11 protein-coding genes are annotated in these 15,127 nt (G+C 71.4%); 4 read left to right on the forward strand and 7 right to left on the reverse strand.

Annotation, left to right across the window (positions count from 1 at the left end; genetic code table 11):
- Positions 1–177 precede the first annotated feature (177 nt).
- Together WME85_RS06860 and WME85_RS06865 are read right to left on the reverse strand one after the other, a co-directional pair.
- On the reverse strand, positions 178–1,635 hold the full coding sequence (locus tag WME85_RS06860) for an AAA family ATPase (RefSeq protein WP_437836308.1): 1,458 nt from the start codon (positions 1,633–1,635) through the stop codon (positions 178–180).
- A 116-nt stretch (positions 1,636–1,751) separates the two neighbouring features.
- Positions 1,752–3,746: a serine/threonine protein kinase gene (locus WME85_RS06865; RefSeq protein ID WP_437836310.1), complete on the reverse strand. Its 1,995-nt coding sequence runs from the start codon at positions 3,744–3,746 to the stop codon at positions 1,752–1,754.
- 434 nt (positions 3,747–4,180) lie between these two features.
- On the opposite strand from WME85_RS06865, the gene WME85_RS06870 reads away from it, so the two are divergent.
- A complete protein-coding gene (locus tag WME85_RS06870) occupies positions 4,181–4,696 on the forward strand; it encodes a hypothetical protein (protein WP_437836312.1) in 516 nt (171 codons plus the stop codon).
- Positions 4,697–5,122: 426 nt separating this feature from the next.
- On the opposite strand, the gene WME85_RS06875 is transcribed toward WME85_RS06870, so the two are convergent.
- Positions 5,123–5,344: a YdcH family protein gene (locus WME85_RS06875; RefSeq protein WP_437308303.1), complete on the reverse strand. Its 222-nt coding sequence runs from the start codon at positions 5,342–5,344 to the stop codon at positions 5,123–5,125.
- A 332-nt stretch (positions 5,345–5,676) separates the two neighbouring features.
- On the opposite strand from WME85_RS06875, the gene WME85_RS06880 reads away from it, so the two are divergent.
- Positions 5,677–6,849 carry a tetratricopeptide repeat protein gene (locus WME85_RS06880; RefSeq protein WP_437836313.1) on the forward strand — a complete coding sequence of 391 codons (1,173 nt, stop codon included), beginning with the start codon at positions 5,677–5,679 and terminating at the stop codon, positions 6,847–6,849.
- A gap of 36 nt (positions 6,850–6,885) precedes the next feature.
- Here WME85_RS06880 and WME85_RS06885 read toward each other — a convergent pair whose 3' ends face one another.
- The gene (locus WME85_RS06885; RefSeq protein WP_437836316.1) at positions 6,886–8,019 is read right to left on the reverse strand and encodes a vWA domain-containing protein; all 1,134 of its coding nucleotides are present in this window, start codon (positions 8,017–8,019) and stop codon (positions 6,886–6,888) included.
- A 478-nt stretch (positions 8,020–8,497) separates the two neighbouring features.
- On the opposite strand from WME85_RS06885, the gene WME85_RS06890 reads away from it, so the two are divergent.
- Positions 8,498–10,057, forward strand: a complete 1,560-nt coding sequence (locus WME85_RS06890) for a hypothetical protein (RefSeq protein ID WP_437836318.1) — start codon at positions 8,498–8,500, stop codon at positions 10,055–10,057.
- Between the two features lie 36 nt (positions 10,058–10,093).
- On the opposite strand, the gene tmk is transcribed toward WME85_RS06890, so the two are convergent.
- The gene (gene tmk / locus WME85_RS06895; protein ID WP_437836320.1) at positions 10,094–10,807 is read right to left on the reverse strand and encodes a dTMP kinase; all 714 of its coding nucleotides are present in this window, start codon (positions 10,805–10,807) and stop codon (positions 10,094–10,096) included.
- A complete protein-coding gene (gene panC, locus WME85_RS06900; protein ID WP_437836322.1) occupies positions 10,808–11,698 on the reverse strand; it encodes a pantoate--beta-alanine ligase in 891 nt (296 codons plus the stop codon). It lies immediately after the preceding gene.
- 43 nt (positions 11,699–11,741) lie between these two features.
- Between panC and ppk1 the strand changes: the two genes are divergently transcribed.
- Positions 11,742–14,105, forward strand: coding sequence for a polyphosphate kinase 1 (gene ppk1, locus WME85_RS06905; protein WP_437836324.1), 2,364 nt, complete (start codon positions 11,742–11,744; stop codon positions 14,103–14,105).
- 162 nt (positions 14,106–14,267) lie between these two features.
- On the opposite strand, the gene WME85_RS06910 is transcribed toward ppk1, so the two are convergent.
- Positions 14,268–15,119 carry a hypothetical protein gene (locus tag WME85_RS06910; protein WP_437836326.1) on the reverse strand — a complete coding sequence of 284 codons (852 nt, stop codon included), beginning with the start codon at positions 15,117–15,119 and terminating at the stop codon, positions 14,268–14,270.
- Positions 15,120–15,127 lie beyond the last annotated feature (8 nt).

Genomic DNA, 15,127 nt, shown 5'->3' on the forward strand with positions numbered 1-15,127 from the left:
GATCTCCTTGCGCCGGAGGCGGCGCATCGATCCCGAGGCTCTCCGCAATCTCGCATGTGCCGGGAAAGAGCGACGCCGCGAGCGACGGCAGCAAGCGATCGAGGAGAGGTAAGAGGAAGTCGTGGTCGCTCGGGCCTTCGGCGTAGAGGCCGGCGCGAAGGTAAAGACGCCTCCTGGTCATTCTGCGGCCTCACCGGCCGCGGCGTGGAGGAGCGCATCGACCTCGCGCAGCGACACGATGCGCGCGCCATCGCCCGGCTCTTTCAGCTCACCCACGGCACGCGCGCGCGTCGCGAGCTGGCCGTCGCGGCGCACCAGATCCATGAAGCGTAGATGCTCTGGCGTATCCCGGAACGCGGCAAGGACGATCGGCGAGTGGCTGGTGAGGAGCAACTGCGTGGCTTGCGGAGCGGAACCAGGCGACGCTTCGTGGTTCGGGGCCGCGAGCTCTCGAAGAAGCGAGAGCAGCATACGCAGGCGACCCGGATAGATGCCGTTCTCCGGCTCCTCGATGCCGATGACGGAGGGTCGGGGCTCGACGTGGAGCGCCGTGAGCAACGCCAGAGCGCGCAGCGTGCCGTCCGAGGCGAGGCGAGCGGGGAGGCGATCGCCGCCGGAGAGCTTGAACTCGACGCGCAAGCTGTCCTCGTCGGGCACGACATCGAAGCCGGCAAGCCCCGGGATGAGTGAAACGAGATCGGCGCGGATCTCGCCGAGAGTCGGCCCGGGTAGATCTGCCAGGATGGTGGGCAGGTTCGAGGCGTCGGGCGCCAGCACGTCCGACGCGACGCGCTCGCTCGGTTCACGGAGGCGCGCGGCGTCGAGCTGCAGGAGGCGGAAATGAGAGAGCGCGTCGCCGAGCGTGGTGATGACGGCGCTCCATCCCGTCTCTCGCGTCTTCGACGTGTCAATTCCTAGTCTTTGATCTTCAATGTCGAGTACTTGTTTGAGTAGGGGTACTTGTTTGAGCAGGGAATGATCAGTCTGCGTGTCGATGAGCTCCCTCAGTCTAGCCATGCGCGCGCGCGTCTCTTCATCGAGGCCGAACTGCAGGTAAAAACGCTCGGCGTTCGCGAACCGCGAGCCAAGTGCGGAATGCGTGTGCGGGCACCTGAAGCTGTTCTCCGCTCGACCCTCTACGTCCGGCGCGATCGACACACGCCGCTCCCGTGGATTTCGCTCTTCCTGTCTAAAAATAGTCTTCTGCCTGACCGGATCTTTGCTGTCCTTGCTGTCGCAGAGCACGCACAGGTGCTCGTCGGCGACTGCCAGCTCCTCGGTCCCTGATGGGCGCGCTCGACGCTCGATGACAAGCTCGTAGCGATAGCGGTCGGGCAGCGCTGACGCGCCGTTTCCGAGCGCTTCGAACGGCCCTCGCAGCGACACCTCGACGGCGAACCGGATGGTCCTCCCCGCCTCTCCTCCCGCGCGGCTGAACTGATCGGCAATCCGACCCCGTCCGAGCCTGAACGCTTCCTCCAGCGACATGGATGCCAGGCGTCCGAGCAAGCCGAGCGCCTCCAGCAGGTTCGACTTGCCCGCCCCGTTCGGCCCGACGAACACCGTCAGCGGTTCCAGGTCGACCGCGAACTCCCGCAGCGACTTGAAGCCGTCGACCTCCAACCGCGTGATCATGGCTCGACCGTACCATATTCACGCTGGCCGGCGACTCGCCGTTGACTCCGCTGCTTCCGTCTACGCCGGCTCGATCTCGTCGCTCCGCTGCGACGTTCCCTTCCGACCCTCGCCCCTCAATCGAGCTTGAACGACACCCTCGCCGTCTCCCCGGCGGCCACCTTGATCGCCCGCGACTGCGAAGGCCCGCGCTGCGGCACGCAGCTGACCCTGACCGTCCCCGGGCGCACGGGCGCCTCGACCGGCGTCGCTCCGACCGTCTCCCCGTTGACGATGACGCGGCACGACCCGCCCTTCGCCAGGGCGCGCACCCTGGCCGACCCGCCGCCGGGCGCCGCTCGGTCGCTCTTCTCGATCTTCTCGCTCTTCTCGGTCTTCTCGCTCTTCCGGAGCTTCTCCCGGATGATCCTCGTCTCGCCCGGCTCCGCCACGAACGTCACCGCCCTCGTCGTGTACCCGGTCGCGGCCAGGACCAGCGTGTGCTCCTCGCCCGCGGAGAGGTTGTCGAGCCTGCCCGGATCGCCGCTCCACGGCTTGCCGTCGAGCCACACGACCGGCTCGGGCTCGACCTTGAGCACGACGGTCACGGAGCCCGCCTTCATCGCCGCGGAAACGCTCCTCGAGGGCCTCTCCCCGTCGAGCGTCACCGTCTCGCTGTACGGCTCGAGCCCCTCCCGGGTGATCTTCACCCGGATCTCCCGATCGAGCGGCAGGTTCTCGATCCTGGCCGGCGTCGTCTCCCGCCGGAGATCGCCGTCGATCCAGATCGCGCACCCCGCCGGCTGCGACGAGATCTCGAGCGAGCCCTTCGCCTCCGCCGCCGGCTCGCGCTGCTCGGGCGCCATGGCGACGGCGGCGATCTCCTCCTGGCGAGCCGCTGGCTGCCCTGGCTGGAGCTTCATGGCGAGCAGGGCGCCAGCCCCCGCGGCCACGACCGCCGCGCCGGCGACCCAGCGCCTCCGCAGGCCAGGCCGGGCGGGCGCCTCGGTGACGAGGCTGCCCCTCGCCATGCCCGTCCCGTTCGTGAGCGTCCCGTCTCCCACCGAGCTCGCCCGCTGCTGCGCGGCGACCCCGTCGGCGAGCTGCTTCCATTCGAGGAGCGCCTCGCTCTGCTGGCTCAGCTTCTCCTCGAACAGCGATTGCATCCAGTGCGTGAGGCTCACCTGCGAGGCCGGGATCTGCTCTTCCCGGATCACCCTCTCGAGGTCGCTCTGCATCGCGCGGGCGCTCTGGTACCGCGCCTCTCGCTCCTTCGCGAGGGCCTTCGTCACGATCCGCTCCAGGGCAGGGGAGTACCCCGGGCACACCTCGCTCGGGAGCGGATAGTCCTGCTCGCAGATGAGCTCCAGCGTCTCGCGGTCGTTCGCCCCTTTGAAGAGCCGCTTGCCGGTCGTCAGCTCGAACAGGATCACGCCGGCGGCGAAGATATCGGTCCTCCAGTCGACCTGCTCGCCGGACGCCTGCTCGGGCGACATGTACGGGAGCTTGCCCTTCACCCGCCCGTCCCGCGTCTCCTCGAGGCCCTGAACCGAGCTCTTGGCGACGCCGAAATCCACGATCTTCACGTCGCCGGTGAAGGTGACGACGATGTTCTGGGGCGAGATGTCCCGGTGTACGATCTGGAGCAGCGCCCCGTCGAGATCGCGCTTCTCGTGGGCGTAGGCGAGCCCGGCGCACATGCCCGTCACGATGGAGAGCGTGTGCTCGAGGGGGAGCTCGGCGATGTTCTTCTTCTTCATCGCCCGGACGATCGAGCGGATGTCCTCGCCGTGGACGTGCTCCATCGCGATGAAGAACTTCCCGTCGACCTGTCCGACGTCGAAGATCTGGACGATGTTGGGGTGGGAGAGCGTGGCGGCGATCCTGGCCTCGTGCAGGAGCATCTCGATGAAGCCCTTGTCGCTGTTCATCGAGGGGAGGATCCGCTTGATGACGACGAGCTTCTCGAAGCCGGCGAAGGGCCGGTGCAGGGCGAGGAACAGCTCCGCCATTCCACCCGCGGCGAGCCTGCGCATCAGCGTGTACTTGCCGAATTGCCGCGGCAGCGTCTCTTCATGGGGCGGCCGCGCGCTCTCGCCGTCCTTCAATGGCTCTGCTGGTCCACGCTCCATCTCGGATTCCTTCTTCTCTCGACGCGCGCCGCGCGCCGCACGCCGCGGAGCCTGAGCCGGTCTTTCGCGCCGCTTCGGGGCGGCCCGGCCTGCGCCGCGCTCGCTTCTCTGTAACGCCGCGCACGCTACGCCCGCTGCCCGCGCGGGGCAACGCCGGCCCTCCGGGCCCGCCGGGGGGCGCGCCGCCTCGCGCTTGGCCGGCTGCGGCGGCCGTTCCGGTGGCGCTGCGCAATGGCCGCCCCGCCGGAGCGCTGCGCAATGGCCGCGACCGGGCCGTCGACGCGGCGGGACCGGCGGCGGGTGCCAGCGCGGCGGGTGCCAGCGCGGCGGGCGGCGGCGCGGCGGCGCGGCGGGCGGCGGCGCGGCGGGCGGCGGCGCGTGGACCGCCGCCTTCCCGCTTGATCGCGCCGCGACGCGGGAGATACCCTCCGCGCATGCGCCGCCTGGTCTCGTGCGTCCTCTTCCTCTCCTCTCTCGCCCTCACCACTACGGGGTGCGCTACCTACACGCAGGATCTCGATCGGGCCCGCAGCCACTACGAGGCGAACCGGTTCGAGCAGGCGCTGGCGCTGTTCCGCGTGCTCGAGCACGACACGGACTCGTTCTCGCTCCCGGAGCAGGCGCAGTACGCCTACCTCCGGGGCATGACGGACTACCGCCTGGCCGATCTCGCGCCGCAGGGCACCGGGGTGGCCGATCCACGCAAGGGCTACCGCGACAATGCGCGTCACTGGCTCGGGCTCGCCGCGGCGATCGAGAAGCAGACGCCCGGGGGCATCAGCAGCGAGCAGAAAAATCGCCTCACCGAGACGCTCGCGGACCTCAACCGCGACGTGTACGGCGGCGCCGAGACGCTGCCGGAGAGCGACGCCGCGCCCGGCGGTGCGTCGCAGCCCGCCGCCCCCGCCGCGCCCGCGGACGCGGCGGAGCCGCCGGCGCCCACGCTCTGACCTGCGCGCGCCGACGTCCGCGGCCCTCGCGACCTGCGCACCGAGGCCACGGCGCGCCGCGAGCATCCCTTTCGCGAGCGAGCCTCTTGCTGCGAGCTTCGCGGTGCGAGCCTTTGCTGCGCCAGCGAGCTTCGCGGTGCGAGCCTTTGCTGCGCCAGCGAGCTTCGCGGTGCGAGCCTCTTGCTGCGCCAGCGAGCGTCGCGGTGCGAGCCTCTTGCTGCAAGCGAGCGTCGCGGTGCGAGCCTCTTGCTGCGCCAGCGAGCGTTGCGGTGCGAGCTTCGCGCTGCGGGCGAGCCGCCGCGCGAGCGCCTCGTGCTGGCAGCCTGCGCGCTGCGTGTGCGCGTCGGATGGCTGTACTGGAACCGGGGGAGAGGAACGGGTGGGCGCCGTGCGCGGCGCTCGGGATCGCTGGTCAGCTGGGGTGCGCTACGACATCCGTCGGCGCAGGGATTCGATCTCGTCCTTCGCTGCGAGCTTGCGTTTCTTGAGCTGGGCCGCCTCCATCCGCTCCCCGGGTGTCAAGAAAGCGCGTCGACCCAGCTGCCTGAGGCGCGAGTCGAGCTCCCGATGACGCGCTTCGGCCAGGCTCAGCCGCTGCTCCGTGCCGACTGCCATCATCGTGCGGGGAGAGACGATTTGATGCTTCATGTACCCACCTCCAAGGCCTCACAGGGCCGTGATGCTTCCGAGGGCCCACAACAGAAGCCCTCGCTCTGTCGTCGCTGGAGAGGAGATCGCCGCTGGCCGAGCTACGAGCCGAGACAACGGCCTGATGAACGAATGCGAGATTACCGCATCGTGGCGGCACGTTGCAGACCTTTTGTCGGGGCGACGCCTCTTCGGACTTCGCAGAACTGCCGCCGGATACAGGAATCGCCGTACACGCACAGCAATCCACCTTCGTTCCGGACGGCCAGGCTGGGATCTCCGTCCATGCACCAGCGGAACAACCTCGAGCGCGGGGCTATCCTTCCCCGGTAATGGCGAGATCCTGCCTCTTTCCGGTCGCTTTTCTGGCCCTCACGGTCGCCGTGGGCGGATGCACATCCGGGGCCACGGTGCCGGCCGGCGCGCGATCGCCGCAGCCCGCCGCGGCGCGGGGGCCGGTCGAGCTCGTGCCGGTCGTCGTGTCTCCCTACTCCGACGCCGAGCTCGCGGCGGAGTTCGAGCGGGCGCGCGCGCTGCTCCTGGCCGACAAGGCGCGCGAGGCGGCCCCCCTGTTCGACCGGCTCGTCCGCCTCGCGCCCGACGGCGAGGTCGCGCCGCCAAGCCTGTTCAACGCCGGCCTGGCGCACGAGGCGCTCGGCGATCGCGCGCTCGCCGCCGAGCGCTACCGCGAGGTCGCGCGGCGCTTCCCGGACCACCCGGTCGCGCGCGGCGCCCTCTTCCGCCTCGCGCGCGCGGCGGCGGCCCTCGAGCGGTGGCCCGAGCTCGTCGAGGTGTCCCGCCGCCTGCTCCGCCTCGGCGACCTGACCGTGCTCGAGGCGATCGAGGCGCGCGGCGCGCTCGCCCTCGGCCTCGTCGAGCAGGACCTCGTGGATGAAGCGGCGCGTCAGGTCGCCGTCGCGCGCGATCTCATCGAGGCGCACCGGCTGGGCGAGTCGGGCAAGCCGCCGATCGAGCTCGCGCAGGTGAGCTTCGCCCTCGGCGAGGTGCGGCGGCGCCGGAGCGAGGCGATCACCTTCGTGCCGGTGCCCGCGGACTTCGCCGAGGCGCTGGAGCGGCGCTGCCAGGGGCTGCTCGACGCGCAGAGCGCCTACACCGAGGCGATGCGCAGCCTCGACGCCCACTGGTCGGCGATGGCGGGCTACCGCATCGGGCAGCTCTACAAGGAGCTCCACCGCGACGTGATGCAGGTGCCGCCGCCGCGGAGCGCCGACACCCCGAGGAAGAAGCAGCTCTTCGAGGGGGCGATGCGCCTGCGCTACCGCGTGCTCCTGGAGAAGGGGCAGAAGATGCTCGCCGGCACCGCCCGCATGGGGGACCGCACCGGCGAGTCGTCCGCGTGGGTGCTCCGGGCCCGCGACGCGCAGCGCGAGATCGAGCTCGCGCTCGCCGACGAGCAGGCCGCCCTCGCGCGGCTCCCGTTCACCGAGGCCGAGCTCTCGGCGGCGCTCGACGCCCTGAAGACCGAGGCGCCGAGGCGCCCATGAGGCCCGCGCGGGCGATCGCGGTGCGCCGCGAGGGGCTCAGTTCAGCTTCGGCTCGCACCCGAAGAGCACGTTGAGCTCCGCGTGGACCTCGCGCTGGACCGCCGCGCAGGACGCAGGGCAGAGGATGATCTTCGTCGGGAGCTGCTCGTCATCGTAATACCACCCGGGCCCAGCGCCGCAGTCGGCCTCGTCGTCCGCCTTCGGGATCTCCAGCGCGCCCGAGCTCCCGGGCGCGAGCTTGACCGCGACCCGGCTCGTGTCCAGGGTCGCGCCCTCCGGCGGCTCGGGGATGAGGAGCTCGCACGGCAGGGCGGAGGCGCGGATCTCGGCCATCTTCGTCGAGAACGCGGCGACGTCCGAGGTGACGTCGAACGCGCGCGTCGTCCCGCCGGCGGCGGCGATCTGGTCCAGGTTGGATAGGGTAGAGCCTTCGACCGCGATGACGTAGGTCTGGACACCGTTGTAGTTGAGCGCCCGCTGCGCGATCTCCGCGGTATCCGCGACGGTGTTGCTGGCGCAGCCGGACGGATCGCCGTCGGTCGCGAGCACGACGATGACCTTGTGGGACGGGTTCGCGTCCTTGTAGGCGGTCGCGTTCGCGAGCACCCCCTGGAGGGCCGGGCGCATGGGCGTCCCGCCGCCCGGCGCGGTGCGCTGGATCGAGGCGGAGATGTCCGGCGTGTTCAGCGGCAGCTCGCTGATGGCGACGGCGAGCTCGTCATAGGTGGTGTGGTCGCAGTCGTTCTGTCCGTTCGTGCCCATCGGGAAGTAGGTCAGCCCCACGTTCATCCCGGCTGAGGCGGAGTCGTTCACGAAGGTCGATATCGCGCTCGTGACGCCGCTCCATTTCGAGCCGAGCATGCTGCCGGAGCGATCGAGGAGGATGAGCATGTCGAGCGGCAGGAGCGTGGCCTCCGCGCTCGTCTGGGCGCACGAGGCCCCCTCGTCGAAGCCGCCCTCGCCGAGCGCGCCGAACCCCCCTTCGCCGATCGGCGCGTCCCCGGTCGCGCTGCTCTGCGCGAAGGAGCCGCCTCCGCCGCTCGCGGGCTCCTCTTTCGGGTCGACCGCCGGTGGCCTCCTCTCGTCCGTGGCCGCGCAGCCGGCGGCCTGAGCCGCGATCCAGGCGGCGGCGAGGAAAGGGGCGATCACGAATTGACGTCGGCAGGACATCTCTCTGCTCCTCTGGAAGTTGATGCGACGCGGCTCGCGAGCGCGAGGGCTCCACGCGCGAAGTGGTCTGTCTGTCGAGGGAAGCCGAGCTCCAGACGCTCTCGTCAGCATACCGCGACTCTCGATGAAGTGGCGATAGGGGCTCTCCGGTTTGTTGGGCCTCCTCTTATCGTGCTGTCTTTTCTCTCGCCTCTCGCCGCTCTCTTGGCTGTCGTCGCTCTCTCGTTCTCTTCCTCGTCGCGCTCGCGTGCTCACGTCGCCGCGTGTTCGCGCCCTCACGCCCTCACGCCCTCACGCCCTCACGCCCTCACGCGTGATTGCGCGCTCGTCCGCGTCCCTCGTCGGACCATCGCCGTTCGCCGCCGCCTGCGCCGAACGTTCCGGGTGCTCCCGCTCCAGAACATCATGTTTCCTTGCGCAGCCGCGAAGAACGCGTAATTCCCACGAGGTGCGTCACGCTTGCTGGAAAGAGGCGAACATGACTAGGTGGACTCCATGGTTAATCTCCGCTGTCGCCCTGACGGAACTCGGCTGTTCGACCGCGACGTCCGCGGGGAGCTCTGGCGCGGCGGGGGAGGGCGGCGCCGCCGTCGCGCCGGCCGTCTCGAGCGGCGGCGGCGGTGGGAGCGGGGCCGGCGCCCCGTGCCAGATCGACTGCTCGCTCGTCCCGACCCCGCAGTGCATGACGGCCGTGTGCAACGAGGCCACGCGGGAGTGCGAGCTCGTCTCCAGCGCGGGTGGGGAGCCCTGCGACGACAGGGACTCTTGCACGGTCGGCGAGACCTGCGCGGACGGCCTCTGTCAGGGCGGCGCGCAGGAGGACTGCGGCCTCGCGCCGGACGACTGCCACATCGTCACGTGCGCCGACGCGAGCGGCGCTCCCCGCTGCGGGATGGAGCCGAAGCCGGACGGGGCGCCGTGCGCGACGGAAGACCGCTGCGTCATGAACGCGGCGTGCGCGGACGGCGCCTGCGTCGGGACCCAGCGGGATTGTTTCTTCTTCCACGTTCCGGATTCCTGTCATGTCGGCGCGTGCGACCCGGCCACGGGTGCGTGCGAGGCGGTCCCGGGGAACGACGGTGCGCCGTGCGCTGACTCCGGCGACCTGTGCATGGTCGGCAAGGCCTGCCAGAGCGGCCGCTGCGAGGGCGGCGTCCCCAGGGACTGCAGCGCGATGGACGTCGGGTGCACCCATGGCGCCTGCGACCCTGGTTCTGGCAATTGCTATGCTGAGCCGATCGCGCCGGGCGGCGCCTGCCTCTCTGGCACCGACGAGTGCAACCGTGGTGTCTGTGACGAGAGCGGCGCCTGTATTTCCAGGCCCACCCCCGGGGAGTCGTGCTCTTCACAGTCGGTGGGCTGCACTCGCGGTGTCTGCAGCGACGCCGGGGTGTGCACGGCGCGCTCGGTCCCCGACGGGGGCGTCTGCGCCGACAGCGACTGGTGCACCGTGGGGGAGTCCTGCCTGGCCGGCGTCTGCCAGGGCGGCAGCGCCGCGGCGCTGCCGACGGTCTACTTCCGGGATACGTTCGAGAGCAACGCGGCCGGGTGGGAGCTCGGTCCGACCTGGCAGATCGGCGCGGCGACCGCGTCGTTCGGGCAGACCTACGGGCAGGCGGATCCGGCGCTCGATCACACGGCCACCTCGGACAACGGGGTGGCCGGCGTGATCATCGGAGGGAACGTCCCTCTCGGCGTTCACCCGTACTTCTATCTCACGAGCCCCGCCATCGACGCCGATGTCGCGGGCGGCGTGTACCTGACGTTCTGGCGTTTCCTGAACAGCGATGAGACCCCGCACATGACGAATCGCGTCGAGGTCTTCGACGGCGTCCGGTGGGAGGTGCTCTTCGAGTCGGGGTCTTACCCAGGCGTCCGCGACGGCGGCTGGACGAAGATCCGCTACGACCTGACCCCCCACAAGAACGCGAGCCTGCGGATCCGCTTCGGCTACGTCATCGGGCGGGACTCCTTCGTCGACACGGTGTCTGGCTGGAACATCGACGACGTGGAGATCGCGAACGCCGCTTGCCCGTAGCGCGCCTCGCCTGCGCTCAACGCATCGACGCCAGGCTCACCGCTCCACGATCGGCCCGAGCGCCGCGATGATCGCGCGGGAGACCTCGTCGACCGAGCCACCCCCGTCGACATGGATGACGCGGTCGCCCGGCACGAGCTCCTCCGCCCGCCGGTACGCCGCGGCGAGCCGCGCCTGGAGCTCGCTCTGCTCGAACAGCTCCTCTGCGCCCCCGCGGGCGCGGCGGCGCTGCTCGGCGACCTCCGGCGCCACGTCGATCACCACCGTGACGTCGGGCCTCCGCGCCGGGCGGTTGAGCTCGCGGATCCACGCGAGCATCGCGCCCTGGTCCTTGCCGCCGTCGGCCGCCGTCGTGGACTGGTATGCGAGGCTCGACAGATCGTAGCGGTCGGAGATCACGACGTACCCGTCGTGGAGGAGCGGCTCGACCTCGGCGCCGAGGTGATCGAGGCGGTCGGCGGAGAAGAGGAGCGCCATCACCTCGGCCTGGCGGGCGCCGGGGAGCGTGACCCGGTGGGTCAGCATCAGCCGGAGGAGCGCGCCCACGGGCCCGCTGCTCGGCTCGCGGGTGACGCGGACCATGCGCCGCGCCGCCCCGAGGTGCGCCGCGTAGCGCTCGGCCTGCGTGCTCGTGCCGGCCCCGTCGATGCCCTCGAACACGATGAAGACGCCGCGCCGGGACTCGGCCGGAGGGCGCGAGGAGGGCGCGGGGACCTCCCGATCGGAGCTCGTCGTCCTCGTCATCGTCATCTAGCCGGCCTCCTCGCCCACGCCCGCGATGGGCGGCGCGTCTTCCCCGAGCACGACGTTGTCGATGAGGCGCGCGGTCCCGAGGCGGACGGCGACCGCCAGCAGCGCCCGGTCGCCGACCGCCGCTTCACCGCTCCAGATCGCCAGCGACTCCGGGTCGGCGAGGTCCACGTAATCGACGCTCGTCGCGACGGCCGACAGCCGGGCGCGCGCGGGCTCGAGGAGCGCCGTGGGGCGCCGCTCGCCGCGGGCGAAGGCGCGGCACGCGTCGGTGAGGGCGAGCGGGATGGCGCGCGCCGCGCTCCGCTGCTCGGGCGAGAGATAGGCGTTGCGGGACGACATGGCCAGGCCGTCGGGCTCGCGCACCGTCGTCGCCCCGACGACCTCGACGGGCAGGAACAGATCGGCGGCGAGCCGCCGGATCACCTGGAGCTGCTGGTAGTCCTTGCGGCCGAAGACGGCGACGCACCGGCCGGCGAGCGCGAACAGCTTGGTGACCACGGTGGCGACGCCCTCGAAGTGCACGGGCCGGTAGACGCCGCAGAGCGGGGCCGCCGTCGCGCCGACGCGCACGCGCGTCTCCTCGCCGGGCGGGTACATCGCCGCGACGTCCGGCGCGAACACCCCGGATGCGCCCGCCTCCGCGCACGCGGCGCGGTCGCGCTCGAGCGTCCGCGGGTAGCGCGCGAGATCCTCGCCCGCGCCGAACTGCGTCGGGTTGACGAAGACGGTCACCGCCACGAAATCCGCTCTCCGCCGCGCCTCTGCGATCAACGCGAGATGGCCTGCGTGGAGCGCGCCCATCGTCGGGACGAGGGCGACGCGGCGTCCCGCCGCGCGCGCCCGCTCGCAAGCGAGCCTGAGCTCGTCCGGTTGTCGCCAGAATTCCATGAGCGGACCCTACCAGACCTGCGATAAAATCGGAGCTTCGACCATGGTTGACCTGCCCTCCACGACGGACGCGTCCGGCGCTCCGGATTCCGGCTATGATGTAGATACCGCTCAGGCCGTCAGGCCCGGAGCGAGCTCGGGCGACCCGGCCGGCGCGAGGTCTGGAGGGACCGCCGCCCCGGCGAGCGGCCCGGTGTCGATCCCGGTCGCCTCGGGGCCGGTCTCGATCGAGGGCGACCCGGCGCACTACCTGAACCGGGAGCTCTCGTGGCTCGAGTTCAACGCGCGGGTGCTGTCGGAGGCGCGGGCGCACGAGGTGCCGCTGTTCGAGCGCCTCAAGTTCCTGAGCATCTTCTTCTCCAACCTCGACGAGTTCTTCATGGTGCGCGTCGCCGGCCTCCAGGCGCAGACGCTCCGCACCATCGCGGAGGTCCCCCCGGACGGGCTCACGCCCCACGAGCAGCTCGTGGCGATCAGCGCGCGGGTCCACGCGCTCGTCGACGACGCCTACCAGCTCTGGAACGCCGACCTGATCCCGGCGCTCCAGCGCGCCGGCATCGTGATCGTGCGGCCGGACGAGCTCGACCCGACCGAGCTCAGCGCGCTCGACGACCGGTTCCGCACCGACATCTTCCCGATCCTGACGCCGATCGCGATCGACCCGGGGCACCCGTTCCCGCACCTGCGCAACAAGATGATCAACCTCGGGATCATGTTCTCCCGCGAGCACGAAGCGCAGGAGCCCGGCTTCGCGGTCATCCAGGTGCCGCCGATGCTGAGCCGGCTCATGCGGGTGCGCGTGGAAGGCACGATGCGCGCGTTCGTCCTGCTCGAGGACGTGATCGCCCGGCACGTGAAGGACTTCTTCCCCTCGGGCAGGCTGCGCGGCACCTACCCGTTCCGCGTCACCCGGAACTGGGACCTCGAGATCGACGAGGAGGAGGGCGAGGACCTGCTGGAGACGATCCAGGCCGAGCTCCGCCGGCGCGATCGCGGCAACGCGGTGCGCCTGGAGATCGGCATCGGCGAGGGCGCCGGGACCTCGGTCCAGCGGCTCTGCCGCGCGCTCAAGGTCGACTCGTCGCTCGCGGTCTACCGGGTGCCGGGGCCGCTCCACATCGCCGACCTCATGGGCATCCTCGCCGACGACGAGCGCCGCGAGTACCGCGACGAGCCGTTCTCGCCGCAGGTGCCGCCGCTCTTCCGGGACGTGGAGGACATCTTCGCGGTCATCCGCGAGCAGGACGTGCTCCTGCACCACCCCTACGAGTCGTTCGACCCCGTCGCCGAGTTCGTCTCGCGCGCGGCCGACGACCCGAACGTCCTCGCGATCAAGCAGACGCTGTACCGGACCGGCGGCGACTCGCCGATCCTGAAGGCGCTCGCGCGCGCGGCCGAGAGCGGCAAGCAGGTGACGGCCATCGTCGAGCTGAAGGCGCGCTTCGACGAGGCGAGCAATATCCAGTGGGCGCGGACGCTCGAGCAGAGCGGCGTGCAGGTGATCTACGGCCTGCTCGGGCTGAAGACGCACGCGAAGGCGCTGCTGGTCGTGCGGCGCGAGAAGGACAAGCTGCGCCGCTACGTGCACCTCTCGACGGGCAACTACAACCCGCAGACGGCGCGGCTCTACACCGACATCGGCCTGTTCACGGCGAACCGGGAGATCGGCGAGGACATGACGTCGCTCTTCAACCTGCTGACGGGCTACAGCGCGCCGCCGAAGTGGAATCGCCTCCTCGTGGCGCCGCTCGGCCTGCACGAGGCGGTGCTCGGCATGATCGCGCGCGAGGCGGCCCACGCGCGGGCGGGGCGTAAGGCGGAGATCGTGGCGCAGATGAACGCCCTCGTGGACGTCGACGTCATCGACGCGCTCTACGCGGCGTCGCAGGCCGGGGTCGACGTCAAGCTCGCGGTGCGCGGCATCTGCTGCCTCCGGCCGGGCATCCCGGGGCTGTCGGAGCGGATCCAGGTGCGCGCGATCATCGACCGCTTCCTCGAGCACAAGCGCCTGTTCCGGTTCGCGAACGGCGGCAACGAGGAGGTGTACATGTCGAGCGCCGACTGGATGCCGCGCAACTTCCACCGCCGCGTCGAGCTGATGATCCCGATCATCGAGCCGACGATCCGCGCGCGCGTGGAGGACATGCTGAGCACCGCGACCTCCGACACGGCGAAGACCTGGGAGCTCGCGAGCGACGGCAGCTACCACAAGCTCCAGGTGCCCCCCGGCGCCCCGGCGCTGCGGTCGCAGCAGCGCTTCATCGAGCTCGCGCGCGAGCGGGTGAAGCTCAGCGATCCGCTCGCGCGCGGCGGCGGGCGCTTCCACATCCTCCGCGTGCCCACGAGCGCCTCGGACGGCGAGTCGCGCCACCGCAAGGCCGCGAAGAAGAAGAAGGGCCTCTCCTGATCGCGATCGCGCGCCGCAAGGCCGCGAAGAAGAAGAAGGGCCTCTCCTGATCGCGATCGCGCGGGTCTACGTTCGGCCTCGCGCGCCCGGAGGGCCGGAGAGGGGGCGCGGGGCTCGTCGGCGGCCGCGCCCGCGCGCCGGGAGCGCGGGGTCGAGCACGGCTCAGAACCGCGTCTGAAGCGCGGCGGACCCCGGGCCGAGCGAGAGCGTGGTCTGGGCTGGCGCCCTGGGCGCTTCGCCAGTGGCCGGCACCTTCTTGCCGCCGATGATCCAGAGCGGGATACCCACGGCGAGCATGATGCCGCCTGCCACCGAGATGAGCGCGCCGGCGATCTGACGGGGACCGTCGGTGCGTCTGTCGCAGACGCCCGTGGAGCCTCCGAAATCGCAGTAGATCTCGTAGCGCTCGCTCGCCGATGCAAGCAGGCCGGTCCCGGCGAAGAACGCGATGGTGCCGCCGGCGGTGAGCGCGATGCCGCCCAGCATCAGGCTCGGGCTCTTCCGCCGGAGGGGAACCGGGGGCGGAGCGGGCGGGAGGTCCGCCGCGGGAGGCGGATAGCCCAGCGGGGGCGGCGGGTAGGCGCCGCCATAGGGGGCGTAGCCGCCCGGATACCCCGCCGGCGGATAGCCCGGCGGTGGATAGCCCGGCGGCGCGCCTGGTCCAGCCTGAGGGCCTTGCTGCGGCGGCGCGGGGTAGGGCGGCGCGGGGTAGGGCGCTGCGGCGGGAGCCGGCGGGCCGGGCGGCGGCGTCGTAGCGCCGGGTGGCGGCGCCGGGGGAGCGCCGCCCGGCTGCGGCGCGGCGGCTGGCGGCGCGGCGGCGGGCAGCGTGGAGGCCGGCGCCGCGGATGACGCCGCAGGAGGCTGTCGTTGCGGCGCCGGTTGCGCGCTCGCCGTTGTCGCGGCGAGCAGGCCGGACAGCGCGACGCCGAGCGGCAGGGCGAGCGCCGGTCCGCCGGAGCGCGGCGAGCGGCGCGGCGTTCGGGCGGCGTCGGGCGAAGCAATCAAGCCAGGCATCTCGGGCG

It is taken from the genome of Sorangium sp. So ce1153 (assembly GCF_051521595.1).
Lineage (GTDB): Bacteria > Myxococcota_A > Polyangia > Polyangiales > Polyangiaceae > Sorangium.